Consider the following 22,812-nt stretch of genomic DNA (forward strand, 5'->3'; position numbering starts at 1 on the left):
TAGAGCTGGCAGGCAGGCGTGGCATCACGCCTGCCGCAACAGAAAACCAAGCGAGCTAGGTCTTGTCGATGTGGGTGGCCTCCTGCGCCTCCAGCATCTCGACCAGCGGCTGGAACTCTTCCCGATTGTGTTCGCTCATGCGCATCAGGATGCGATGCGCTTCGAGGATGCGCTTGCGCATCTCCTCCATGTCGGCCGGGATCTCTGGCAGGTCGCTGAGTTCGCAGGTTTCGGTAAGCGGCGCTTCCACCATGGCGAAGTATTGGGCAAAGCCCATGACCTCGAGCATGCGCTGCACGTCGGGATTGTCGACCACGATGGTGGGCTTGTAGAGGATTCTGTCCTTGACCGCCATGGCGACCTTGGCCAGAAATCCCAAGGCGGTGGAGTCCACGTTGGTGGCTTCGCGCAGATCGATGATCAGGGATTGCAGCCCCGGTGTGCGGGCAAGCTGCTGGGCCTGGGTATCCAACGTCGCGCATAGCGTCAAGCGTACGTCACCGCACAGCTTGAGCACGAAGACACCGGAGTCGAACGCCGCCTGGACGCGGCCTTCATTCGTGATCATTGCCAAATCCGCTCAACACCATGATCGTCAGGTCATCGGGCAGTTCCTGACCGCTGCCATCCCCCTCGCCATCGATGTCGTGGGGAGTGTCCAGCACCAGGCTGTCACGAAGTCGTTCCAACGTCGTACAGGTCAGAACACGTTGCTCGAGTTCCCTGAGCCGCGAGTCGAGCGTGTCGCCCGGCAGGCACTCCAATATTCCATCCGAACACAACCATAACCGGAAGTTCGGCGGTAACCTATACCTCAAACGTGGATACTCCACATCGGGAAACAGGCCCACCGGCATCCCCTCGCCAGGCAGCTCGACGATCTTGCCATCGGCGACCAGCAGCGGCTTCGGCAATTGGGCACCGAGGGAATAGTGAAGCTCCTGGGTCTGCTGGTCAATGACCCCGACGAACAGGGTGGCATGCTTGCCGATGCCGGTATCCAACAGCTCCCGGTTGAGTGCCGATAGCCAGCGAGTCGGCAACGCTTCCGGCTGACAGGCATCCCAGTCGCCAAGCCAACGGTTGAACAGGTATTTGAGCAGCACCGTGACGAATGCGGACGACGCCCCATGGCCGGACACATCGGCAAAGTAGAACAGCGTGTAGCGGTCGTCAAAGCGCTGGAAATCGAGGAAATCCCCCGATAGGTAGAGCGAGGGAATCAGCCAGTAGTCGCAGGTCACGCGGCCGATGGTCTGGGGGTGAGGCGGCAGCAGCTTGCGCTGGATCTGCCCGCCCGCCTGCTGGTCGAGTCGCAGCAGCGCCAGGTGCGTCTCGAGACTCTCGTTGAGCTCCTCGAGATGCGCATTGAGCTGAGCGAGACGCTTGCGGTCATGCTCGCGCTCATCCTCCAGTTGCCGCAGCTCGATCGCCTTGCGGATCATTCGCCGCAGCAGTTGGCCATGGCGCATGGGTTCGACGACGTAATCCACCAGCCCCACATCGACCGCCGTCAGCAGGTCGGCATCGAGGCGTGAGTCGCTGACCACGACGGTCGGCAAGCGCTCCGTCAGGCTCGACCATGCCAGGCTGGGAATCGCCTGGGCATGGGCGACCACCAGCAGCGTTTCCGCGGGCAGGTCCTCGAGGCGCTCCGCGGCGTACACGGCCAGGCCGTCGCGGGCGATGGTATCGGCCAGGGCATCACGATAGGCGCCGGGCTCGTCGAGTAAGCCGATCAACGGCTTGGGTGCATCCATCGGCTCAGGCCTCAATCGGCGAAGTCGGCATCGTCGAAGTCGAAATCGAATTCGTCGCTGGCAAAGGGATCGTCTCCCAGTTCGCCGTCTGTGACTTCGAAGCGTCGGCGCTGCAGGTAGGCATCGCGAATGAAGACATAGCGGTCTCCGCGGATCAACTCTTCCTGTTCGAGAAAGCCTGCACGCACGTCGACGATACGCAGCGCGGTCAGGCCATAACGCACCTTGTCATCCTCGACATAGGTGAGCGGATAGGTGTACATGTCCAGCGGCAGGCCGGAGGTGTCCCTTACCGTGCTCGGTCCAAGCAACGGCAGTACCATGTAGGGCCCCTCGCCCATGCCCCAGACGCCCAGGGTCTGGCCGAAGTCCTCCTTATCGGCCGTGATGCCCATGTGGGTGGCAAAATCCCACAGGCCGGCAATGCCCACCGTCGAATTGATCAGGAAACGTGAGGTGGAAAGCCCGGCATTGGCGGGTTTGCCCTGCAGCAGGCTGTTGAGCGTGGTGCGAATCTCGCCGAGATTGGAAAAGAAATTGCCGACGCCGGTCTGCACCGGCTGGGGCGTCACGCTGCGGTAACCGCGCGCCACCGGCTTGAGCACGGTCCGGTCGATCGCCTCGTTGAAGGCGAAGACCCGGCGGTTGAAGCCCTCCCAGGGATCATCGGGGTGGCGATCCTCCACCACCACCCGGCCGGCACAGCCCGCCAGCATGGCCATGGCCGCCAGGGCGATCAGGGCGCGGGTAAAAAAGCCGGTCTGCTTCAAGACCATCGGATGTGTCTCCTCATGGTATTAGCGTGAGGCAATGCGTCATACCCGACGCACCACCACGCAGCCGGCACTGTACCCGGCACCGAACGAGCAGACCACCCCCAATGCCCCTGGCGCCAGGTCGGCACGATGCAGGTGAAAGGCAATGATCGAACCCGCCGAGCTGGTGTTGGCGTAGCGATCGAGGATGATCGGCGCCTGTCCGGACTCGGGATCATGGCCCAGGACCCGCCGGGCAATCAGGTCGTTCATATGATGATTGGCCTGGTGCAACCACAGGCGCGAGAGATCGTCACCGGACAGATCGAGGCTGGCCAGGTGGTCGCTGATCAGCGCCGCCACCATGGGGCAGACTTCCTTGAAGACACGCCGCCCTTCCTGGACGAACAGCTTGTCGCTGGCCATGGGGTCGCTGTCGGTGACCCGATTGAGGAAGCCGGCATTGTTGCGAATGGCATTGGAAAAGCGCGTGGCCAGGCGCGTGCCGAGGATCTCGAAACGGCTCTCGGCGGTGGCCAGCGCGGCGTCTTCCAGCACGATGGCGGTACAGGCATCGCCGAAGATGAAGTGGCTGTCACGGTCGCGGAAATTGAGGTGGGCCGAGCAGATCTCGGGACTCACGACCAAGGCGCGCCTGACGTTGCCGCCACGAATGGCACCGGCGGCCAGGTCGATGGCGAAGGTAGCCGAACTGCACGCCACGTTCATGTCGAAGGCGTGTCCCTGGGTACCCAGGGCAGCCTGCAATTCAACCGCCACCGCCGGGTAGGGGCGCTCCAGGTTGGAGCAGGCGACGATCACCATGTCGATGTCACTGGCAGCGACCCCGGCGGCCTCGAGCGCCTGGTGCGCAGCTGCAAGGCCCATTTCGCACTGGATCGAGGGCTCGTCGTTGCCGCGCTGCGGTAGCCGCGGGCGCATGCGCTCGGGGTCGAGGATGCCCGCCGCATCCATGACGAAGCGGCTGTGGATACCGGATGCCTTGACGATGAACTCGCTGCTCGAGTGCAGCAGCGGTTCGCGCTCGCCGGCCTCGATGGCGGCGGCATGCCGGGCATTCTCGGCGTCCACCCAGGCATTGAACGAGGCTACCAGGGCATCGTTATCGATGGCGTGCTCCGGCGTGAAGAGTCCCGTACCGGTAATCACGACGTCTGTCATCATCATCTCCCTCGTGCGGCCATCTCGCCGCTGGCTGTACATCGGCTAGCCGATGCCTCATGTCTCGTATATCGACACGCCAAGGTCAGCCTTGACCGTGCCCTACCAGCTCCGCCCAGCGTCGCTCGAGACGCTTGACGGAAACCGGCATGCGGGTGCCGAGCTGCTGGGCGAACAACGACACCCGCAACTCCTCGATCCACCAGCCGAACTCCACCAGTTCGGGGTCCTCGTGACCACCGCGCCGCTGGCTCTCGCGTCGGGCCGCCAGGCGCGCTTCGAAATCCTGGACTTCCTGCATGTGCATCTGGTCGCGCATGCGCTCGCGTGGCGCCTTCTCCAGGCGGATCAGTGCCGCTTCCATGTAGCGTGGGTACTCGTCGAGCCAGTCGCCCGCCTTACTCACGAAGCCGGGATGAACCAGCCGCTGCATCTGTGCCTTCAGGTCACTGTATACCAGCGCTAATGCCAGGTTCAGGTTGCCCTTCAATGCCTTGGTCACGGCCAGGTGCCCTTCGAGCGCCGACTTGAGCGTAGCGACCAGCGCTTCGGCAGTGGGCACCAGCTCGGCCCGGCTCGCCTCGAGCCGGGCATCGAGTTCGGCAGTCGAACGCGGCAGCGGTGCCTGGGCGACGGTACGGGCGAATACCGCCTCGATCACGTCATCGAACAGTTCACGCTTGCTGCCCACCTTGGCAAACAGCAGGGCGCAGGACTCGAGTTGCTTGAGTCGCTGGATGCTGCGCACCGGGTCCGGCAGGCGGGCCATCGCCAGCCTGACCACACCGCGGCGATGAGCCTGCTCGGCCTTGCCGGGATGGTCGAACAACTCGATGCGGAAGGCCTCTCCCTCCGGTACCAGCGCCGGGTAGGCCTCGACCCGGATGCCCGCCTGGGTGGTGACCCGTGACTGCGGCAGCGGTGACTCGGGCAGGCCCGCGACATCGGGCGCGGCGCTGACCTCGGCAGCCAATGCCCGGGCGCCCTCGCCCGCCGCGGCTTCGAAACGTCGCTCGAGTTCGCGTACGTCACGGCCCTGGCCCAGCGTCCTGCCCTCATGATCGACCACGCGCACGTTCATGATCAGGTGCGGTTCGAGCTGATCGTAGCGCCAGTCGTCGGGGTGTACCCGAACCCCGGTACGCCGGCGCAGGAACTCGCCCAGCGCCTCGCTGAGCGGCACATCGTCGGGCGTCAGCGTTTCCAGTGCGGCATCGACCCAATCGGGAATCGGCACCACCTGTCGGCGGATCGCCTTGGGCAGCGACTTGAGCAGGGCAATGCACTTCTCGCGCAGCAGCCCCGGTACCAGCCACTCGAGCCGTGCCCGGGGCAGTTGCGGCAGCATCGCCGCCGGTACCGTCAGGGTCACGCCATCGTTCGGTGCGCCGGGCTCGAAGCGGTAGTCGAGCGGGTAGCGCACGCCGCCCAGCACCAGCTCATCGGGATACTGGGCCTCGGTGACCTCCTTCGCCTCCCGCGCCAGCAGTGCGGCACGGTCGAACTTGAGCACGTCCGGATTCTCGGCCTCGGCCTTCCTGCGCCATGCCTCGAAGCCCTTGCCGTTGACGATGTCCTCGGGAACCCGCTCGTCGTAGAAGGCAAACAGGGTCTCCTCATCGACCAGGATGTCGCGCTTGCGGACCCGGTCCTCGAGATCCACGACCTCCTCCACCAGAGCGCGATTGTAGTCGAAGAACTCGCCCTTGGTGCGAAAATCGCCCTCCACCAGGGCACGGCGGATGAACAGTTCGCGGGCTTCGCGTGGTGCAATGGGTCCATAGTGCACACTGCGGCCGGCCACGATGGGCAGGCCGAACAGCGTGACCTGCTCCTTGGCCACCACCTGGGCGCGCTTCATCTCCCAGTGCGGCTCGCTGTAGCTGCGCTTGGCCAGGTGGCCCGCCACCGGCTCGATCCACTGCGGCTCGATCTTCGCCACGGTACGTGCGAACAGCCGGGTGGTCTCCACCAGCTCGAAGGCCATCAGCCACTTGGGTGACTTCTTGGCCAGCCCCGAGCCGGGGTGGATGACGAACTTGCGATTGCGCGCCCCCAGGTACTCGCGGTTCTCGGTGAGCATGCCCAGGTGTGAGAGCAGCCCCGGCAGCAGCGCCTTGTGCAGCTGCACGGCACTCTGCCGGCGCGCCTGCTGACGGGCCTGGTCCTGCGCTTCACCTCCTGCCGGAAGCTGGGGCAGCGGTGCCGGCGGCGGCACTTCGATCTCCATCTCGCGCAGCAGCTGGCGCAGCTGGCGGAAGGTGTCGTGCCACTCGCGCAGGCGCAGGTAGTTGAGGTAGTGCTCCTTGCACCAGCGGCGCAGGCGATTGCCGGAGAGTTCCTCGCGGGCCGCCTCGAAACCCTGCCACAGGTTGAGCAGAGCGACGAAATCGGAGTCCGGGTCGTGCCAGCGGCGGTGCGCCTGGTCGGCGGCCTCGCGCTTGTCCGCCGGGCGGTCGCGTGGGTCCTGCACGGCCAGCGCCGACACCACCACCAGCACATCGCGCAGCCCGCCCTGCTCGGCCCCGGCCAGCACCATACGCGCCAGGCGCGGGTCGATGGGCAGTCGTGCGAGCTTGTGCCCCACCGGTGTCAGCCGGTTGCCTTCGTCCACCGCCCCCAACTCGAAGAGCAGGCGAAAGCCGTCCTTGATGAAGCGCGAGTCGGGCGGATCGACAAAGGGAAAGCGTTCGATATCGCCGAGCTTGAGGGACAGCATCGACAGGATCACCGAGGCCAGGTTGGTGCGCCGGATCTCGGGGTCGGTAAATTCGGGGCGGGAGAGAAAATCCTCCTCGTCATACAGACGAATACAGACACCTTCGGCCACGCGCCCACAGCGTCCCTTGCGCTGGTCGGCGCTGGCCTGGCTGACCGGCTCCACCGGCAGGCGCTGGATCTTGGATCGATAGCTGTAGCGGCTGATGCGCACCAGCCCCGGGTCGATCACGTAACGAATACCGGGCACCGTGAGCGAGGTCTCGGCAACGTTGGTGGCCAACACGATGCGCCGCCCTGCATGTGGGGCGAAGACGCGGTTCTGCTCGGCGTTGGAGAGCCGCGCATAGAGCGGCAGGATCTCGGTAGCCTTGAGATCGGCACGCCGCAGGGTATCGGCGGCCTCGCGGATTTCGCGCTCGCCGGGCAGAAATACCAGGATGTCGCGCGGCCCGTGGAACCAGCGCTTGTCGCGCTCGACCTGCTCGATCTCCTCCACGGCGTGAAGGATACCCTCCTGCAGGGTGCGGTCGGCCTCGTCGTCGCTCTCGCGTACCAGCGGGCGGTAGCGCACCTCCACCGGATAGGTACGCCCGGAAACTTCCACCACCGGGGCAGGAACCGGCTTGCCATCGTCGCCTGGCAGAGCGAAGTGCTCGGCGAAGCGTGCCACGTCGATGGTCGCCGAAGTGATGATCAGCTTGAGTTCGGGCCGGCGCGCCAGCAGGCGCTTGAGGTAACCGAGCAGGAAATCGATGTTGAGGCTGCGTTCGTGGGCCTCGTCGATAATGATCGCCTCGTAGCGGCTGAGATCCGGGTCGTGGCGAGTCTCGGCCAGCAGGATGCCGTCGGTCATCAGCTTGACTAGGGTATCGTCGCCGCTCTGGTCGGTGAAGCGCACCTGGTAGCCCACCTGCTCCCCAAGCGGCACCTCGAGCTCCTCGGCCAGTCGCGTGGCCACAGAGCGCGCCGCCAGGCGCCGTGGCTGGGTGTGGCCAATCAGGCCCCGGCGTCCCAGGCCCAGCTCCAGGCACAGCTTGGGCAGCTGGGTGGTCTTGCCCGAACCGGTCTCGCCAGCTACCACCACCACCTGATGCTCGCGCAACGCGGCGAGGATATCGTCACGGCGCTCGGCCACCGGCAGCTCGGGCGGGTAGTTGAGTGTCACCGGCTGCGCACGGCGCCTGGCCGCCAGCGCCGCGGAGCGCTCGATGCCGCGCACCATCTCGGCCAGGCCGCGATCCACCGGCCTACCCTCGCGCAGACGCCGCGCGAGGCCGCTTAGCCGACGCGCCAGCGTCTCACGATCGCGCAGCATGACCTCGTCCAGCGCACGTTCGAGGCGTTCGAGCTCGGCCTTGTCAGAGGCGGCGGTGGAACCAGTATGGGTTGCGGTACTCACGAAACTCCTCTCGCCAAGGAAAAACCTGCCCGCTCCGGAAAACCGGAGCGGGCAGGTCATTGTAACGCTGCTAGTCGGACTTCGGCCAATGGCGCCCCTGGCTACCTACGCCTGGTCGCCGTTCTGCTCGTCGCGCAGCTGGCGACGCAGCACCTTGCCGACGTTTGTCTTTGGCAGCTCGTCGCGGAATTCGACGAACTTGGGTACCTTGTAGGCGGCCAGCTCCTTCCTGCACCATTCGCGCAGGCTCTTCTCGTCGAGGCTATCGTCTTTCCTGACCACGAACAGCTTGACCGCCTCGCCGCTGTCTTCATCCTTCACACCGACAGCCGCCGATTCGACCACCCCGGGATGACCCGCCACGACGTCCTCGATCTCGTTGGGATAGACGTTGAAGCCCGACACCAGGATCATGTCCTTCTTGCGATCGACGATCCTGATGTAGCCGTCCTCCTGCAGCACGGCGATGTCGCCGGTATGGAACCAGCCATCGTCGGTCAGCACCTTGGCGGTCTCCTCGTCGAGATTCCAGTAGCCCTTCATGACCTGGGGTCCCTTGACGCAGAGTTCGCCGGCTTCGCCGAGCGGCAGGGTATTGCCGTCGTGATCCACGACCTTGACCGAAGTGCCCGCCACCGGCTTGCCGATGGTACCGAGCTGGATGGCGTCGATGGGATTGAAGCTGACTACCGGCGCGGTCTCGGTAAGGCCATAACCTTCAGCGATGGAACAACCGGTCACCTCCTCCCAGCGCTTTGCCGAGGCCTTGGTCAGCGCCATGCCGCCGGAAATCGTCAGGTGCAGCCGGGAGAAGTCGAGCTTGCGGAAATCCTCACGGTTGCACAGCGCATTGAACAGCGTGTTGAGTCCGATGAAGGCGGTGAACTTGATCTTCTGCAGCTCCTTGACGAAGTTGTCCAGGTCGCGCGGGTTGGTGATCAGGATCGAGTGATTGCCGGTCTTCATCAGGAACAGGCAGTTCACGGTGAAGGTATAGATGTGGTAGACCGGCAGCGGCGCGATCACCACCTCCTTGCCTTCATCCAGGCCCGGGCCGATGGCCGCCTCCGCCTGGAGCATGTTGGCCACCAGGTTGCAGTGGGTGAGCATGGTGCCCTTGGGCAGACCGGTGGTACCACCGGTGTACTGCAGCGCGGCGATGTCGTCGAGACCGCGCTCGACTTCGCGATGCTGACGCGAGGCGCCATCCTTCAGCGCCTTGCGGAACGGCACTGCCATCGGCAGCGAGTACGCCGGGACCATCTTCTTGACGTGCTTGACCACGGCATTGATCAGGAAGCGCTTGGGGAAGCCGTGCAGGTCGCCGAGTTCGGTCACCAGTACGTGCTCGATGTCGGTGCGGTCGAGCACCTTCTCGAGCTTGCTGGCCATGTTGGCCAGGATAAGGATCGCCCGGGCACCGGAATCCTTGAACTGGTGGGCCATCTCACGCTCGGTGTAGAGCGGGTTGGTATTGACCACCACCAAACCGGCACGCAGGGCGCCGAACACGGCCACCGGGAACTGCAGCACGTTGGGTAGCTGGATGGCGATTCGATCGCCCGGCTGCAGCCCGGTTTCGTGCTGCAGCCAGGCCGCAAAATCGGACGAAAGACGATCGAGTTCGGTGAAGGTGAGTGTCTGTCCCATGCAGGTGAATGCCGGGTTGTCGGCAAAGCGTTTCACCGCGCCGTGGAAGACGTCCATCAGCGATCGGTACTCGTCCATGCCTTTCAGCTCGGGACCGTTGAGAATATCGGCGTTGGCTTGCTCACTCATGGCGCTATCTCCGTAGCATCGTCGATGAGGTCACTCACCCCACGACCTCGACCGTTGTTATTTTGGCTAAACCATTACGATATACCAGGCACCACGCGACTGTAAAACGATCGATTCAAACATTCGTTCAAACCCTGTCGCCTCAGAAAGAAAAGGGCATTGACTATCAAGCTGGGCAACAATAGGCAGAAAGGCAAGTCGGCCTGAGGAAGAACCTCAGTCCTGGGACGCAGAAGTCTCGGCAACGAAACGCGCCACGATGCAGCCATGACGCCATACCAAAAGCTCACCCGGGACCATGCGAACCCACGCCTCGTTGCAGGTCAGCGGCTCGGTCGCCACCACCGAGACGATGTCGTTGGGGGTGGTGTGCTCGGCGAAGTTCACCGTCAGCTCGGCATCGGAGAGTTCCGCCTTGCCGAACGGTGCGCGGCGGGTGATATGGGCCAGCTTGGTCGAACAGAAGGTGTAGAAGAACTCGCCGTCGGCCAGCAGCAGGTTGAACACGCCCTTGGCCCGCAGCGTCTCGCACAGGCGATGGAGCAGATGCCAGAACGCCTGGTGTCGCTCGCTCATGGCCTCGTCGCACGCCCCTAGCACCGGCGCCTCGGGATAGTGCTCGCGCAGGGTGGCAAGCAGCCAGCAGAAAGCATGCTCGCTGTCGGTATCACCCACCGGCCGGTAGAAACTCAGCGGCAGCTCCTGCCAATTCTCGAGCTGGCCGTTATGCGCATAGCACCAGGTTCGACCCCACATCTCGCGGGTGAACGGATGGGTATTGGCCAGGCGCACTTCGCCGACGTTGGCCTGGCGGATATGGCTGATGGCGATATGCGACTTGATCGGATAGTCGGTGATCAGCCGTGCAATGGGGGAGCGTACCGAGGGGTGCGGGTCACGAAAATCGCGATAGCCACCCGCCTCGTAGAAGGCAATGCCCCAGCCGTCACGGTGCGGCCCGGTGCCACCGCCGCGATGCAGGAAACCGGTGAAGCTGAAGCAGATATCGGTGGGCACGTTGGCGCTCATGCCCAACAATTCACACATGTGGTTCCTCCCGGGGCGCTGCGCGATGCCGCCGCAATATGCGCCATAGTAGCAGCAACACCACGAGAGCAAGCAGTATGCCGCCCAGCAGCCAGCGCTGGTGCGGGTCGGCCTCCTCAAGCGGCTTGGCCAGCGCGGGGCGCCACTCCCGCCAACGCTCCCGGGCGGCCTGGGGCAGCTCCTGGATTTGCCGTATGACGCGCTCGACCGGCTCGGGTAGCGCCGACCCCGGCGTTGCGCGGGGCTCGCGTACGGGCGACAGCTCCTCGTGGAAGCGTGTCACCTCCAGCGCCGGGCTGGCATCCACCTGGTCGATCGCCGTGGCCACCGAGGGGAACAGCATCAGGCGCGGCAAGTGCAGCTCGCGCGTCTCGCCCTCGAGGGTGACTTCGCCGCGCAGTATCAGCGGCACGCTAAGCGCGCCATCCAACTCGGGCAAGGCAATGCTCCAGCGCCGCTCGGCCGAGGGTTCCGCCTCGAGGCGAGCGCCCTGGAGCTGGCCGTACAGGCGGGTGTTGTCACGATCGAGCGCAGGATGCTCGGCCATGAGGAGGACCTGCTGGCCGGCCTCATCGTGCTGGGCGGCAATCGCCGGCAGTACGTTGACCGCCTGTGCCCGCTGGCGTCGGAAGCCCTGCCCTTCGGCACGCACGACGAACTGGGCGTTGCCGCCCAGGGCCGGCGCCGGCAATCGCCCGACGAAGCGCTCCTCCTGCTGCCTGAGCACCACGGCCGACTGGACCGCCCCCGAGGCATCGTGCAATTCCGCCGTCAGCCGCAAATGCGCTGGCAGTTCCTCGGCGCCCACCGCCTCTCCCTCGCGCGCGAGCCAGGCTTCCACCGGCACGTCGAAGCCCAGGTAGAACGTATTCGGCACACCGGACGTCTGCAGGCTGAGCGGCGACTCGACGGTGATCCGGCTGTCCTGTCCCGGCGCGCCTTCCAGGCGCCATTGCCCCGGCTGGGGATCGGGTACCTGAATGAGGTCATAGCGAGATTCGCGACGCCACTCGGCACCTTCGGGCGGAGACTCGGCGGAGTAGCGCCGGCCATCCGGCCCCACCAGCTCCAGTGCTTCCTCACCGCGGAACAGCAGCGCGGTGAAGCCACGCAGGCCTGGCTCGATGAGAAAGCGCTGGTCGGTAACCGGCACCCGGTCGCTGGGAAAGATGCGATCGACAATGGCGAGGAAAGCGCCCAGCAGGGCGTCGGGCGTTGCCACCGGCGCCGAAAGCCCTCCGGTCATCTGTGCCAGGCGCTCCACCAGGTCCAGGTCGGCCTCGTCGGAGAAGGCGATGGAATGTACGACCACGCCCTCCTCCGCCAGCCTTGGTCCGAGCTCATCCAGCAGCGCCTCCCGCGAGGCACTGTCGATGGCCGGCTTGCTACCGCGCCAGGTGGGCAGGTCGATCATGCCATCGGTAAGCAGCACCAGATGCGGCTGCCCTGCGGCCGCCTCGACCGAGGCCGCCTGGAAGATGGCAGACTCGATGTCGGTATACTGCTGGTAGTCGACCAACAAGCCGGCCAACGCCCTGGCACGATCGCGCCATTCGAGGTTGACCGGTCCGGGCTGTAATGGGTTGGCCACTCGCTCGCCGAAGGTCCAGATTCCGGCCCTGGCACCACTGGGCACCAGCGTTACCAGCAATTCCAGCGCCTCGGCGGCGAGCTGGTCGGGATCGTTGTGACGCATGCTGCCGGAGACATCGACGATGACCCGCACTTCCGGATGTTCTTCGAGCGTTGCAGCGGACAGGCAGCTCGACACGACCAGGCACCCGGCCAGACCGACCAGCCAGCGCCATACCTTGTTGCACTCCCTCCCCATCGGGGCTCCCTAGCCGATTTTCGGCTCCCGGCGCTTGGGCAGCTGACGCGGCTTCTCGCCACGCAGGCCATTGCGCCTGCTGTTATTTTGCTGCGTCTTGTCGTCCTGCTTTGTCTTTTCCCGCGTGCCTTCGCTGGGCATGGCGGGCGCGCGGAACCACCAAGCCTGGAGGATGCCCACGGCGATACCCAGCATGGCACCAGCCACCACCAGCAGGCCCGAAGACATCAGTACCGAGCCGTTACGCTCGAGGAACGCAACGGCCGCCACCACTACCGCCGGTGCCATGCCGGTATAGAACTCCCCTTCCACCAACGGCAACCGAAAGCGGGTCGGCATCCAGAGTATGCCGGCCACCGCCCAGGTAATCGGCAGGCGCAGCAGGCGTGGCAGAAAGGCCAACCCCAGGTAGCCGGCCAGCAGCACGACCAGCGACAAACCCAGATAGGTCAGCCATAGTAGGGACATCGAATCGGATGTCAGCATCGATACCTCATTTTACGCGTCACGAGCCGCCCCTTGACGGATCGTACAGGATGGAAAGTCACCTTGAGTATGGTACACGCGACCCAATGAAAGCACAGCCGCCACATCGTTCGTTTCCCACTGCGACCCTCACCGAGCCCCTTCCTTCGCCGGTCGACCGGTTTCGACGCGCCGACGATCCCGAGTGGCACTGGCTGGAAGAGCGCGATGATGCACGTGTCCAGGCCTTTCTCGAAGCCGCCAACGAGGAGTGCCAGGCCTGGATGGCACCGCTCGACAGCCTGGTCGAGCGGCTCTACCACGGCCATCTGGCACGCCGTGAGCTGGCGGTTCATGGGCTGCCCACCGCGCTCGATCACTACACCTACTGGAGCGAGACGGCAACCGATGCGGACTATCCGGTGTGGTGGCGCCATCCCAATGGCCGCGCGGAGGAGGCGAGCGTCTTTCTCGATCTGCAAGCACGTGCTGGAGCAGAACACTACCTGGAGCTGGGCGACATGGCGCTGTCGCCCGACGAGCGCTGGTTGGCCTGGACCGAGGACACCAGTGGCGACGAGCGTTTTTCACTCTATCTCAAGGCACTGCCCGACGGCGAGCCACACCTCTTGCTGGAGGAGATAGGCCCCGAGCTGACCTGGGCCGAAGACAACCTCACCCTGCTGTTCACCCGTTACGACGCCACGCAGCGCCCCGACAGCATCTGGCGCCTGCCGCTCAGAGAGGGTCAGGCCGGCGAACCCTCTCTGATACTGCGCGAGGACGACCCCGAGTTCTGGCTCGGGCTGGGCAAGACCCGCTCTCGCCAGTGGCTGGTACTGGAGAGCGCCTCCAAGGACACCAGCGAGTGCCACCTGCTGCCGGCCCTGGCGCCGGAGCAGGCGCCGCGCTGCTTTCGACCGCGGGAAAAGGGCGTGGAATACGGCTTGGAGCACCGTCCCGGCCACTTCTACGTCCTGCATAATCGCAACGCACCGCACTTTTGCCTGGACGCGGTCGGCGAACACGATCTGGAAGCTCACTGGCAGCCACTGATCGGGCATCGCGACGACACCACGCTCGAGGACGTCGAGGCCTTCGACTGGGGCCTGGCCATTACCGAGCGCGATCATCACGAGGCCCAGGTCCGTATCCGCATCGTCGAGTTCGAGGCAGGTCACGTCGCCCGGCGAGACGAACGCCTGCCACTGCCGGAATCCCCCTGCAGCGTGATGCTCGGTGACGTGCCGCACTTCGATAGTCGTCGCCTGCGCCTGCGCGAAGAGTCGTTCGTCATGCCGGTACGCTGGCTCGAGTACGACCTCGACAGCGGGGAGCGCCACGTGCTGAAGTCACAGCCGATCCACGGCAACCTGCAACCGGCCGATCTCTGCTGCGAGCGGATCTGGGCGCGTGCCCACGATGGCGAGCGCATACCGGTATCGGTGGTGATGCGCGCTGACCTGGCCGGACACCCGCTGCCCACCCTGCTTTACGGCTACGGTGCCTATGGCGAAGTGCTCGATCCCTGGTTCTCTGTCGCCAGGCTCGAGCTGCTCGCCCGTGGCGTGGCCTTTGCCGTTGCTCATGTACGCGGCGGCGGCGACCGGGGCGAGCCCTGGTACCTGGCCGGCAAGCTCAAGCACAAGGAGAACAGCTTCCGCGACTTCCTCGCGGCGCGCAATGCGCTGGTCGAAAAGGGTTTCAGCGACGGAGAACGTATTGCCGCCTATGGTGCCAGCGCAGGAGGACTGCTGGTCGGTGCCAGCCTCAATCTGTCGCCCGAAGCCTTCTGCGCCGCCGTGCTCGACGTGCCTTTCGTCGACGTGCTGCGTACCATGGAGAACCCCGACCTGCCGCTTACCACCGCCGAGTATACCGAGTGGGGCAACCCGGACGAGCCGGATGCGCGCAAGCGCATCCGCGCCTACTCGCCGCTGGACAATCTCTCTCCCCAGCCCTACCCCACGCTATTTCTCCAGGGCAGTTGGCACGACTCCCGGGTCCCTTACTGGGAGCCTGCCAAGCTCTATGCCCGGCTTATCGAGATGGGCACCGCACGCGGCCCGGTGCTGTTGCGCACCGACATGGCCGCCGGGCATGGTGGCGCCTCGGGCCGATTCAAGGCATGGCACGACAACGCGCGCCAGGACGCCTTCATCCTCTGGGCCCTGGGGCTCGCCGACAAGGAACCTTGAATGCAGGAAGAAGAAGACCCGGCCTCTGTGAACTGACCGGGTCTTCTCCATCATGGTTATGGTGGGATCAGGCGCCACCGCCCCCTGCGCCGCCGCCGCTACCACCACCAGCGCCGCCGCCGGAGCCGCCGCTACCACCACCAGCGCCGCCGCCGGAGCCGCCGCTGTCACCGCCGCCGGAGCCACCGCTGTCACCGCCACCGGAGCCGCCGCTGTCACCGCCACCGGAGCCACCGCTGTCACCGCCACCGGAGCCGCCGCTGTCACCGCCACCGGAGCCGCCGCTGTCACCGCCACCGGAGCCGCCGCTGTCACCGCCACCGGAGCCACCGCTGTCGCCGCCGCCGTTGTCGATGCCGCCGTTGTCGCCGCCGCCGTTGTCGCCGCCGCCGTTGTCGTCGCCGCCGTTGTCGTCGCCGCCGTTGTCGCCGCCGCCGTTGTCGTCGCCGCCGTTGTCGTCGCCGCCGTTATCGCCGCCGCCGTCGTCACCGCCGCCGTTGTCGCCGCCGCCGTTATCGCCGCCGCCGTTATCGCCGCCGTTATCGCCGCCGTCGTCACCGCCGCCGCCGTCGTCACCGCTGCCGACATTGGGTGGCGAGGTGCGCCCGGTACGAACAAAACCTCCGCCCTCACCACCCATGGAACCATCCAGCCCTGCCCCCAGGCCTAAGCCAGCACCAGTGGGCGGCAGCCATTCGAGCAATGCATCGAGTTCCTCGTCGCTCAGTACAACCCCATCGTTGAATAGCGCGTTCCAGCGCGCGGCCATTTCCTCGTCGCTGAGCGGCTCGCTCCAGATCTGTGACTGCGCCAGAGCGCTCGTCGTCATCATGGCGCCAAACGCCAGCCCTGCCGTCGTCATCCATACCCGTTTCATGATCCCCTCCTTTCAGCTTGAACTGGCAGCCAAGCCTTTCGCATCGTCTCGTCTCGTCTCCGCAACAGAAAGTTACAGAGAGCAACACTCAGCATCATAGGGAACGGAAAAAATCACCATCAGCCGCCAGGATGAAAATGGCGCATCAGGCGACTGATGAGAAACGAAAGGCAGCGGCTCAAGCCGAGGCTGAAACGGCACCAGGCACGCTCAGCCTTTGGAGGGGTCAACCATCGATCGGCAGTATGGCGATGATGTAGTCTTCCAACTCATCCTCGGGCACATCCCGCTGGGAAACGGCAAAGCTCCGTACGCTGATGCCCTTGCGGTGAACCCGCTCGGGGTCGCCGGAAATCAGCGGATGCCAACCGGCCAGCCGGCGCCCTTCCGCGATGCGACGGTAGGCGCAGGATTTCGGCAGCCAGCGGAACTCATCGACGCGTTGAGGCGTGAGCCGGGCACAGTCAGGCACGCGGGCCTGTCGGTTGGGATAATCGCTGCAGCGGCAGCTGTGAATGTCCAGCAGCTCACAGGCCACGCCGAGCACGGCAAGATCGCCGCTCGCGTCATCCTGGAACTTGAGCAGGCAGCACTGGCCGCAACCGTCGCACAGCGCTTCCCACTCCTCGGCGGTGAGTTCCTCGAGATCGAAGCGCTCCCAGAAACGCTCGCGCATGATCAGTAGCGCGCCTCGGTGGGAGTCCGATACAGATCGAGCAAATACTCCTCCTTGGCCGGCGGCATCTGCAGGTAGTACCCCTTGTCGCGGATGGCGGTCATGACATCGCTCACCTTGGCGCGCGCCAGCGTTTTTTCCGGCGTCAGGATCATCGTCATGGTCAAGACGGGCTTGCCGAATCGTTCGAGCAACGCTTCGGGTACCTCGGCCAGCCCCTGCCGCTTGTCAACGTAGAGATACATTTCCTCTTTGCGCGAACTCCTGTAGATCTCGCACAGCAGCTTGTCGCCTTTCATGCGGTCGTCCGTCATTCGGCCTTAACCTCGTCCAGTGCTTGTTTCAGGGGCGCCGCGAGGCGTTCGCCGCGCCAACCTTCGGGCAGGGGCAGCGGCTCGGATACCAGGTCGGCGGCAATCAGGGCTTCCAGGTCGCGCCGGCGCATGAGCACCTCAGGTGCCAAACCCAGGTGCTCGGCGCTTACGTTCACGACCCGCTTGAGGGCCTTCATGCGGCGCTTGTACTCCGCCCCCATGGGCGAAGGCAATGCAGCAGGCAGCGCCACCGCCTCGCACTGTCGCGCCTGTTTCACCAACCCCAGCAGGGTATCGCCATCGCGCTTGACCTGGCTTGGCTTGATGTCGTCGATCTCGGCGAGCTGGTAGCGGTTCTCGGGCATGCGCTCGGCGATACCGTAGAGCACCCGGTCGTTGAACAGCCAACCCCGCGGCAGGTTGCGCCGCCGGGCCTCCCCTTCGCGCCAGGTAGTCAGCAGTCGATAGGCCTCGATCTGGCGCGGCGAAAGCCGCCACAATTGGCGATGACGACGAAACCACTGCCCATCCGCCTCGTCGCTGCGTAGCGCCTGGGCCATCAGCTCACGACAGTCGGCCTCGAGCCATTCACGCCGCCCCTGCCGTTCCAGCGCCTCGCGCTGATGCTCCCAGACCTCGAGCAGGAACACCACGTCGAGAGCTGCATAGAGCCGCTGGGACTCACTCAGGGGGCGCTGCAGCCAGTCGGAACGGGTCTCGTCCTTGGGCAGGGTCTCCCCGGTCCAGTGCTGAACCAGACGCTGGTAGCCCATGGCGGGGTCCTCCCCCAGCAGCGCCTGGGCGATCTGGGTATCGACCAGCGGGGCGACCGTCACACCGGCCCAGTGCGCCAGCACTTCGAGATCCTCGCTGCTGGCATGCAGCAGCTTCAGCGGCCCTTCGCCGAGCAGCCGGCGGAAGGAGTCGGTGCAATCGACCACCAGCGGATCGACCAGCCAGGCCGGGCCACCGGCAGAGAACTGGATCAGGGCCGGCACCGGGTGAAAGGTCTTCTCGCGAAAGAACTCGGTATCCAACGCGATCACTTCGGCCTGGGCCACCTCGGCGCAAGCGGTATCCAGCGCCTCGGGCGTGTCGATCCAACGTATCTCGGGGGTCAAGGTCATGCGGTCATCCAGCAGGGTGAGGACAATGAATCGGTATCAATCGCCACGAAATGGCAAGCGCCCGTTGAAAGCACGACTGAGAGTACCGCCATCGACGTATTCGAGTTCGCCGCCCATGGGTACACCGTAGGCCAGGCGCGAAAGCGTCACGCCGTGAGGCGCGAGCTGAGCGGCGATGTAATGCGCCGTGGCCTCGCCCTCCACCGTCGGATTGGTGGCCAGGATCACCTCACTGACGCCGCCCTCGGCAATGCGCGCCTCGAGCTGGTCGAGACCGATGTCCTCGGGGCCGATGCCATCCAACGGCGAAAGATGGCCATGGAGAACGAAATAGCGGCCGCGATAACCGCCCGCATCCTCGATGGCCAACTGGTCGGCTGGCGACTCTACCACGCACAGCAGGGCATCGTCGCGCCGGCTGCTGGTGCATAGCCCGCAGATATCCTCCTCGGTGAGGGTGCGGCAACGCCGACAGTAGCCCACCTGCTCGATGGCCTGCTCGAGCACGGCGGCCAGGCGACGCCCGCCGTCGCGTTCGCGTTCGAGCAGGTGCATCGCCATGCGCTGCGCGGTCTTGGGGCCCACACCCGGCAGTACCCGCAGCGACTCCATCAACCTCTCGACGAGGGGGGAAAAACTCATTCGGTACCTCTAGAGGATGGTTAACGCCGCATGGTCGAGCGCCGCCGGTTTCAGCCGAGTCAGAAGGGCATCTTGAAGCCGGGTGGCAGATTGAGCCCCGCCGTGGCTTCTTCCATCTTCTCCCGCGAGCTGGCTTCGACCTTGCGCACGGCATCGTTGACCGCCGCGGCCAGCAGGTCCTCGAGCAGCTCCTTGTCTTCCTCCATGACGCTGGGATCGATATCGACCTTGCTCACGTCATGGCGACCGTTCATGGTCACCTTGACCATGCCGGCGCCGGCTTCGCCGGTCACCTCGGCCTTGGCGACTTCTTCCTGAACGCGCTGCATCTTCTGCTGCATTTCCTGGGCCTGCTTCATCAGGTTGCCCATTCCACCTTTCATCATGATCGTTCCTCTCGCTTGGCAAAATGAAACTGTCGGTCTCAGGCCCTTGACGCCATCTCCGCCGGCTTGACGGTCGATTCGATCAAGCGCGCACCAAAGGTTTCCTGCAGTTGCTTGACATGGGGGTCACGCTGCAGGGCCGCCACGGCCTCGGCGTGGCGCTCGGCGGCGATCCGGTCGGCGCGCTGCCGGGGCGTTTCCACCTGTGCCGGCAATGATCCCGGCTCGATCACGAGCTGACGCGACACGCCAATGGTGGCCAGTGCCTCCTGCACGCGACGTACGTGGATCTCGGCGTTCATGGCCTCCTGCGACGGGTCCAGGCGCAGCGTCAGCCGATTGCCGTCATCGGTTTCGACCACGCAGTGGGCAGCAAGATTGCGCGTCAGCCCTCCCAGGCCCAGGCTGTCGAAACTTTCCAGCCAGCGGTCATGGTCGAGCAACGCATCGCTGGCAGCATTGGCTGCAACGGCCTGCGACTGCGGCACCTCGGCGTCCGGCCGCTCTAAGGATAGCGCTTCGACCACCGGCTCAGGTGTTTCGGGAGCGGGTCCGGGCGCCTCCAGTACGGCAGTGTCGCCCTCTTCCGCCCTTGGCGCCATTTCTTGTCTGGTCGCGTAGGGCTGCACCGACGGCTGTTCGATCGCTGCCATCGATGTGGCGTGTTCTTCTGAATCTGAGGCCACGGCTCCCCCTTGCATGGGCTCGGCCGGGGCACGGGAGACCTCGCCCAGCGGCGGTGCCATAACCTCATCGACCGTCTCCTCCCAGGGTGGAGGCGGCTCGAGGGTGCTTTCGTCCTCGGCATCCGGCTGCGGCGCGCTTTGCGTTGGTGGTGGCCCGAGCGGAGACTCGGTGGGCTGACTCGGTGTCGCGGAAGCCGAGCTATCGGTGGGCTGGGTATCGCTCGGCGGCTCACCCACTCCGCCCGCCGGTGCGACCGGAGTGCTGCCGCTGCTTGCACTGCGCAGGGGCAATGGCGTCTTAGCCGGCTGGGGCACACCCTGGGGGCGGAAGGCGAGCATGCGCAGCAGGGTCATCTCGAGTGCCGTACGCAGATCGGGGGCGTGGGCCATGTCGCCACGCCCCTGGATACCGATCTGGTAGTAAAGCTGCACGTCTTCGGCGGTGAAGCGCGAAGCCAGCGCCAGCACCGTTTCCCTGTCGCCGTGGCCGTTGTCCACGGCATCCGGCACCATCTGGGCTACCGCCAGGCGGTGCAGCACGGCCGTCATGTCGTCCAGCACCGCGGCGAAATCCGGCCCCTGTTCGGCCAATTGGGCAATCTCGCTCAGCAGCCGGGGCGCGTCGGTGTCGGCCAAGGCCTCGACCAGCGCCAGCACGTGGCGATGATCGAGCGTCCCCAGCATGGCGGCGACGTCGGCATGGCGGACCTGGCCCTGGCCGAAGGCGATGGCCTGGTCGGTCAGGCTCATGGCATCGCGCATGGAGCCGTCGGCGGCACGCCCCAACAGCCACAGGGCGCTCTCCTCGAAGCCGATGTTCTCGGCCTCGAGGACCTTGGCCAGGTGGGTGACGATGCGCTCCGGCGGCATGTTCTTGAGCGTGAACTGCAGGCAGCGCGACAGCACCGTAGCGGGCAGCTTCTGCGGATCGGTAGTGGCGAGCAGGAACTTGACGTGGGGCGGCGGCTCTTCCAGCGTCTTGAGCAGTGCGTTGAAACTGCTGGTGGAAAGCATGTGCACCTCGTCGATGAGGTACACCTTGTAGCGCCCCTGGGTGGGTGCGTACTGCACGTTGTCGAGCAGCTCGCGGGTATCTTCCACCTTGGTACGCGAGGCGGCATCGACCTCGATCAGGTCGACGAAGCGCCCCTCGTCGATGGCACGGCAGCTGTCGCACTCGCCACAGGGGGTGGAGGTGACGCCGTCATCGCCATGGCCCTTGGCGGTACAGTTGAGACATTTGGCAAGTATTCTTGCCAGGGTCGTCTTGCCGACGCCGCGCGTGCCGGTGAACAGGTAGGCATGGTGCAGGCGCCCCTGGTCGAGGGCGTTGACCAACGCACGCTGGACGTGTTCCTGGCCGACCAGTTCGTGGAACGTACGCGGCCGCCACTTGCGGGCCAGAACCTGATAGCTCATTGCAGCACGAATTCCTTGCAGCGGGGCTGGCTAGCAGCCGGTCGGAGCAGGGCCTGCTTCGCCCCGGCGAGTAGTCCGGTGACGAGCCGAACGCGGATATTCCCATTCTACCGGCTGATGCCGGAGGCGCAAAGTTCGCCCCTTCGTGGGGCAAGCCATCGCCGGGGGTTGCGACACGTGACGGGCGTGCCGGGTCTCCAGACTGTGCTAGCATGTGTTGAGTATTTTCGACACTACCGGAGCCCCACATGGCCGAGCCTCGCTGCGCCTCCTACTATACCGCGTCGATCCATCGGGAGTCGGACTATCCTCAGCTACAAGGTGAGGTGACGGTCGACGTGGCCATCGTCGGCGGCGGCTTCACCGGCGTGGCCACGGCGGTGGAGCTGGCCGAGCGCGGCTATCGGGTGGCCATCGTCGAGGCCAACAAGATCGGCTGGGGCGCCAGCGGGCGCAACGGCGGCCAGGTGACCGGCAGCCTCTCCGGCGAAGCCGCCATGCGCAAGCAGATGCGCCGCACCCTGGGCGCGGCCGCCGACGATTTCGTCTGGAACCTGCGCTGGCGCGGCCAGCGCATCATTCGCGCGCGGGTGGAGCAATACGCCATTCCCTGCGACCTCAAGCAGGGCCACCTGCAGGCGGCCTGGAAGCCTTCGCACATGGCAGCACTCGAGGCCGACTTCGAGGCCTGCCAAGCCCGCGGCATGGGCGAGCACGTCGAACTGCTCGATGCCCGCCAGGTGCGCGATGTGGTACGCACGCAGCGCTACCACGGTGGGCTGCTCAATCGCTACAACCTGCACCTGCATCCGCTCAACCTGTGCCTGGGCGAGGCGCGGGCGGCCCACGAGCTGGGCGCGATGGTTTTCGAGCACTCGCCGGTGGTGCGCATCGAACATGGCCCCTCCCCTAGGGTCGTTACCGCCAACGGTGCGGTACGTGCCGAGCGGGTGCTGCTGGCGGGCAACGCTTACCACCGCCTGGAGCGGCGCCGGCTCGGCGGCAAGCTGTTTCCGGCCTCGCTGGGCATCGTCACCACCGCACCGCTGGGCGGGTTGGCCGAAGCCATCAATCCGCAGGACCTGGCCGTCTACGACTGCCGCTTCGTACTCGACTATTACCGACTCACCGCCGACGGCCGGCTCCTCTTCGGTGGCGGGGCCAACTATTCGGGCAAGGACTCCCCCGACATCGCCGCCGAGCTACGCCCGCGCCTGGAGGCCACCTTCCCTCAGCTCAGGGGAACCCCGATCGACTACGCCTGGCAGGGCATGGCCGGCATCGTGGTCAATCGCATTCCCATGCTGGGGCGGCTATCCGACACCGTCTACTATGCCCAGGGCTACTCGGGGCATGGCGTGGCCACTTCGCATATCGTCGGCGAGATCATGGCCAAGGCGATTTCCGGCCATATGGAAGAGTTCGACACCTTCGCCGCCTGCCGCCACCTCAAGGTGCCGTTCGGCGATGCTCTGGGCAACCCGCTGCTGGCCGCGGGGATGTGGTATTACCAACTTCTCGAGCGCTGGCGTTAGGGACACGCTATAC

18 protein-coding genes are annotated in these 22,812 nt (G+C 65.4%); 2 read left to right on the forward strand and 16 right to left on the reverse strand.

Features of this window, described 5'->3' with window-relative positions; translation table 11 throughout:
- Positions 1 to 55: 55 nt before the first annotated feature.
- From ACUY1T_RS10585 to ACUY1T_RS10625, 9 genes are all read right to left on the reverse strand, one after another.
- Positions 56 to 568, reverse strand: a complete 513-nt coding sequence (locus tag ACUY1T_RS10585) for an STAS domain-containing protein (RefSeq protein WP_446022572.1) — start codon at positions 566 to 568, stop codon at positions 56 to 58.
- Positions 555 to 1,760, reverse strand: coding sequence for a PP2C family protein-serine/threonine phosphatase (locus ACUY1T_RS10590; protein WP_446022574.1), 1,206 nt, complete (start codon positions 1,758 to 1,760; stop codon positions 555 to 557). The genes ACUY1T_RS10585 and ACUY1T_RS10590 overlap by 14 nt, the downstream gene beginning before the upstream one ends.
- Before the next feature lie 11 nt (positions 1,761 to 1,771).
- Positions 1,772 to 2,536 (reverse strand): MlaA family lipoprotein, encoded by a 765-nt coding sequence (locus ACUY1T_RS10595; protein ID WP_446022576.1) that lies wholly within the window; start codon positions 2,534 to 2,536, stop codon positions 1,772 to 1,774.
- A gap of 39 nt (positions 2,537 to 2,575) precedes the next feature.
- Positions 2,576 to 3,697 carry a beta-ketoacyl-ACP synthase III gene (locus ACUY1T_RS10600; protein ID WP_446022577.1) on the reverse strand — a complete coding sequence of 374 codons (1,122 nt, stop codon included), beginning with the start codon at positions 3,695 to 3,697 and terminating at the stop codon, positions 2,576 to 2,578.
- Between the two features lie 85 nt (positions 3,698 to 3,782).
- A complete protein-coding gene (gene hrpA, locus ACUY1T_RS10605) occupies positions 3,783 to 7,877 on the reverse strand; it encodes an ATP-dependent RNA helicase HrpA (protein ID WP_446022579.1) in 4,095 nt (1,364 codons plus the stop codon).
- A 45-nt stretch (positions 7,878 to 7,922) separates the two neighbouring features.
- Positions 7,923 to 9,596 (reverse strand): AMP-binding protein, encoded by a 1,674-nt coding sequence (locus ACUY1T_RS10610; protein WP_446022581.1) that lies wholly within the window; start codon positions 9,594 to 9,596, stop codon positions 7,923 to 7,925.
- A gap of 216 nt (positions 9,597 to 9,812) precedes the next feature.
- Positions 9,813 to 10,643 (reverse strand): class II glutamine amidotransferase, encoded by an 831-nt coding sequence (locus tag ACUY1T_RS10615; RefSeq protein ID WP_446022583.1) that lies wholly within the window; start codon positions 10,641 to 10,643, stop codon positions 9,813 to 9,815.
- Positions 10,636 to 12,474: a VWA domain-containing protein gene (locus ACUY1T_RS10620; protein ID WP_446022585.1), complete on the reverse strand. Its 1,839-nt coding sequence runs from the start codon at positions 12,472 to 12,474 to the stop codon at positions 10,636 to 10,638. The genes ACUY1T_RS10615 and ACUY1T_RS10620 overlap by 8 nt, the downstream gene beginning before the upstream one ends.
- 9 nt (positions 12,475 to 12,483) lie before the next feature.
- A complete protein-coding gene (locus ACUY1T_RS10625; protein WP_446022587.1) occupies positions 12,484 to 12,960 on the reverse strand; it encodes a hypothetical protein in 477 nt (158 codons plus the stop codon).
- Positions 12,961 to 13,046: 86 nt separating this feature from the next.
- Here ACUY1T_RS10625 and ACUY1T_RS10630 point away from each other — a divergent pair, with 86 nt between their 5' ends.
- Entirely contained in the window at positions 13,047 to 15,137 is a 2,091-nt protein-coding gene (locus ACUY1T_RS10630) for a S9 family peptidase (RefSeq protein WP_446022589.1), read from the forward strand.
- Between the two features lie 67 nt (positions 15,138 to 15,204).
- On the opposite strand, the gene ACUY1T_RS10635 is transcribed toward ACUY1T_RS10630, so the two are convergent.
- From ACUY1T_RS10635 to dnaX, 7 genes are all read right to left on the reverse strand, one after another.
- Positions 15,205 to 16,014 (reverse strand): hypothetical protein, encoded by an 810-nt coding sequence (locus tag ACUY1T_RS10635; RefSeq protein ID WP_446022591.1) that lies wholly within the window; start codon positions 16,012 to 16,014, stop codon positions 15,205 to 15,207.
- Positions 16,015 to 16,240: 226 nt separating this feature from the next.
- The gene (locus ACUY1T_RS10640; RefSeq protein ID WP_446022593.1) at positions 16,241 to 16,690 is read right to left on the reverse strand and encodes a YcgN family cysteine cluster protein; all 450 of its coding nucleotides are present in this window, start codon (positions 16,688 to 16,690) and stop codon (positions 16,241 to 16,243) included.
- 2 nt (positions 16,691 to 16,692) lie between these two features.
- Entirely contained in the window at positions 16,693 to 16,989 is a 297-nt protein-coding gene (locus tag ACUY1T_RS10645) for a YcgL domain-containing protein (RefSeq protein WP_446022595.1), read from the reverse strand.
- A gap of 11 nt (positions 16,990 to 17,000) precedes the next feature.
- Complete coding sequence (gene rnd, locus ACUY1T_RS10650) at positions 17,001 to 18,131, reverse strand: ribonuclease D (protein ID WP_446022597.1); 1,131 nt, start codon at positions 18,129 to 18,131, stop codon at positions 17,001 to 17,003.
- A gap of 36 nt (positions 18,132 to 18,167) precedes the next feature.
- Positions 18,168 to 18,773 carry a recombination mediator RecR gene (gene recR / locus ACUY1T_RS10655; protein WP_446022599.1) on the reverse strand — a complete coding sequence of 202 codons (606 nt, stop codon included), beginning with the start codon at positions 18,771 to 18,773 and terminating at the stop codon, positions 18,168 to 18,170.
- A 59-nt stretch (positions 18,774 to 18,832) separates the two neighbouring features.
- Positions 18,833 to 19,159 carry a YbaB/EbfC family nucleoid-associated protein gene (locus ACUY1T_RS10660; protein ID WP_167118942.1) on the reverse strand — a complete coding sequence of 109 codons (327 nt, stop codon included), beginning with the start codon at positions 19,157 to 19,159 and terminating at the stop codon, positions 18,833 to 18,835.
- A gap of 38 nt (positions 19,160 to 19,197) precedes the next feature.
- Entirely contained in the window at positions 19,198 to 21,264 is a 2,067-nt protein-coding gene (dnaX, locus tag ACUY1T_RS10665) for a DNA polymerase III subunit gamma/tau (RefSeq protein WP_446022601.1), read from the reverse strand.
- Between the two features lie 248 nt (positions 21,265 to 21,512).
- Here dnaX and ACUY1T_RS10670 point away from each other — a divergent pair, with 248 nt between their 5' ends.
- Complete coding sequence (locus ACUY1T_RS10670) at positions 21,513 to 22,799, forward strand: NAD(P)/FAD-dependent oxidoreductase (RefSeq protein WP_446022603.1); 1,287 nt, start codon at positions 21,513 to 21,515, stop codon at positions 22,797 to 22,799.
- Positions 22,800 to 22,812: the final 13 nt, after the last annotated feature.

The sequence above is a fragment of the Billgrantia sp. Q4P2 genome (genome assembly GCF_052806135.1).

Bases quoted from the DNA above. Each gene is read 5' to 3' on its own strand.
- ACUY1T_RS10585 (WP_446022572.1), bottom strand. From the start codon at position 568: ATGATCACGAATGAAGGCCGCGTCCAGGCGGCGTTCGACTCCGGTGTC.
- ACUY1T_RS10590 (WP_446022574.1), bottom strand. From the start codon at position 1,760: ATGGATGCACCCAAGCCGTTGATCGGCTTACTCGACGAGCCCGGCGCC.
- ACUY1T_RS10595 (WP_446022576.1), bottom strand. From the start codon at position 2,536: ATGGTCTTGAAGCAGACCGGCTTTTTTACCCGCGCCCTGATCGCCCTG.
- ACUY1T_RS10600 (WP_446022577.1), bottom strand. From the start codon at position 3,697: ATGACAGACGTCGTGATTACCGGTACGGGACTCTTCACGCCGGAGCAC.
- hrpA (WP_446022579.1), bottom strand. From the start codon at position 7,877: ATGACCTGCCCGCTCCGGTTTTCCGGAGCGGGCAGGTTTTTCCTTGGC.
- ACUY1T_RS10610 (WP_446022581.1), bottom strand. From the start codon at position 9,596: ATGAGTGAGCAAGCCAACGCCGATATTCTCAACGGTCCCGAGCTGAAA.
- ACUY1T_RS10615 (WP_446022583.1), bottom strand. From the start codon at position 10,643: ATGTGTGAATTGTTGGGCATGAGCGCCAACGTGCCCACCGATATCTGC.
- ACUY1T_RS10620 (WP_446022585.1), bottom strand. From the start codon at position 12,474: ATGGGGAGGGAGTGCAACAAGGTATGGCGCTGGCTGGTCGGTCTGGCC.
- ACUY1T_RS10625 (WP_446022587.1), bottom strand. From the start codon at position 12,960: ATGCTGACATCCGATTCGATGTCCCTACTATGGCTGACCTATCTGGGT.
- ACUY1T_RS10630 (WP_446022589.1), top strand. From the start codon at position 13,047: ATGAAAGCACAGCCGCCACATCGTTCGTTTCCCACTGCGACCCTCACC.
- ACUY1T_RS10635 (WP_446022591.1), bottom strand. From the start codon at position 16,014: ATGAAACGGGTATGGATGACGACGGCAGGGCTGGCGTTTGGCGCCATG.
- ACUY1T_RS10640 (WP_446022593.1), bottom strand. From the start codon at position 16,690: ATGCGCGAGCGTTTCTGGGAGCGCTTCGATCTCGAGGAACTCACCGCC.
- ACUY1T_RS10645 (WP_446022595.1), bottom strand. From the start codon at position 16,989: ATGAAAGGCGACAAGCTGCTGTGCGAGATCTACAGGAGTTCGCGCAAA.
- rnd (WP_446022597.1), bottom strand. From the start codon at position 18,131: ATGACCTTGACCCCCGAGATACGTTGGATCGACACGCCCGAGGCGCTG.
- recR (WP_446022599.1), bottom strand. From the start codon at position 18,773: ATGAGTTTTTCCCCCCTCGTCGAGAGGTTGATGGAGTCGCTGCGGGTA.
- ACUY1T_RS10660 (WP_167118942.1), bottom strand. From the start codon at position 19,159: ATGATGAAAGGTGGAATGGGCAACCTGATGAAGCAGGCCCAGGAAATG.
- dnaX (WP_446022601.1), bottom strand. From the start codon at position 21,264: ATGAGCTATCAGGTTCTGGCCCGCAAGTGGCGGCCGCGTACGTTCCAC.
- ACUY1T_RS10670 (WP_446022603.1), top strand. From the start codon at position 21,513: ATGGCCGAGCCTCGCTGCGCCTCCTACTATACCGCGTCGATCCATCGG.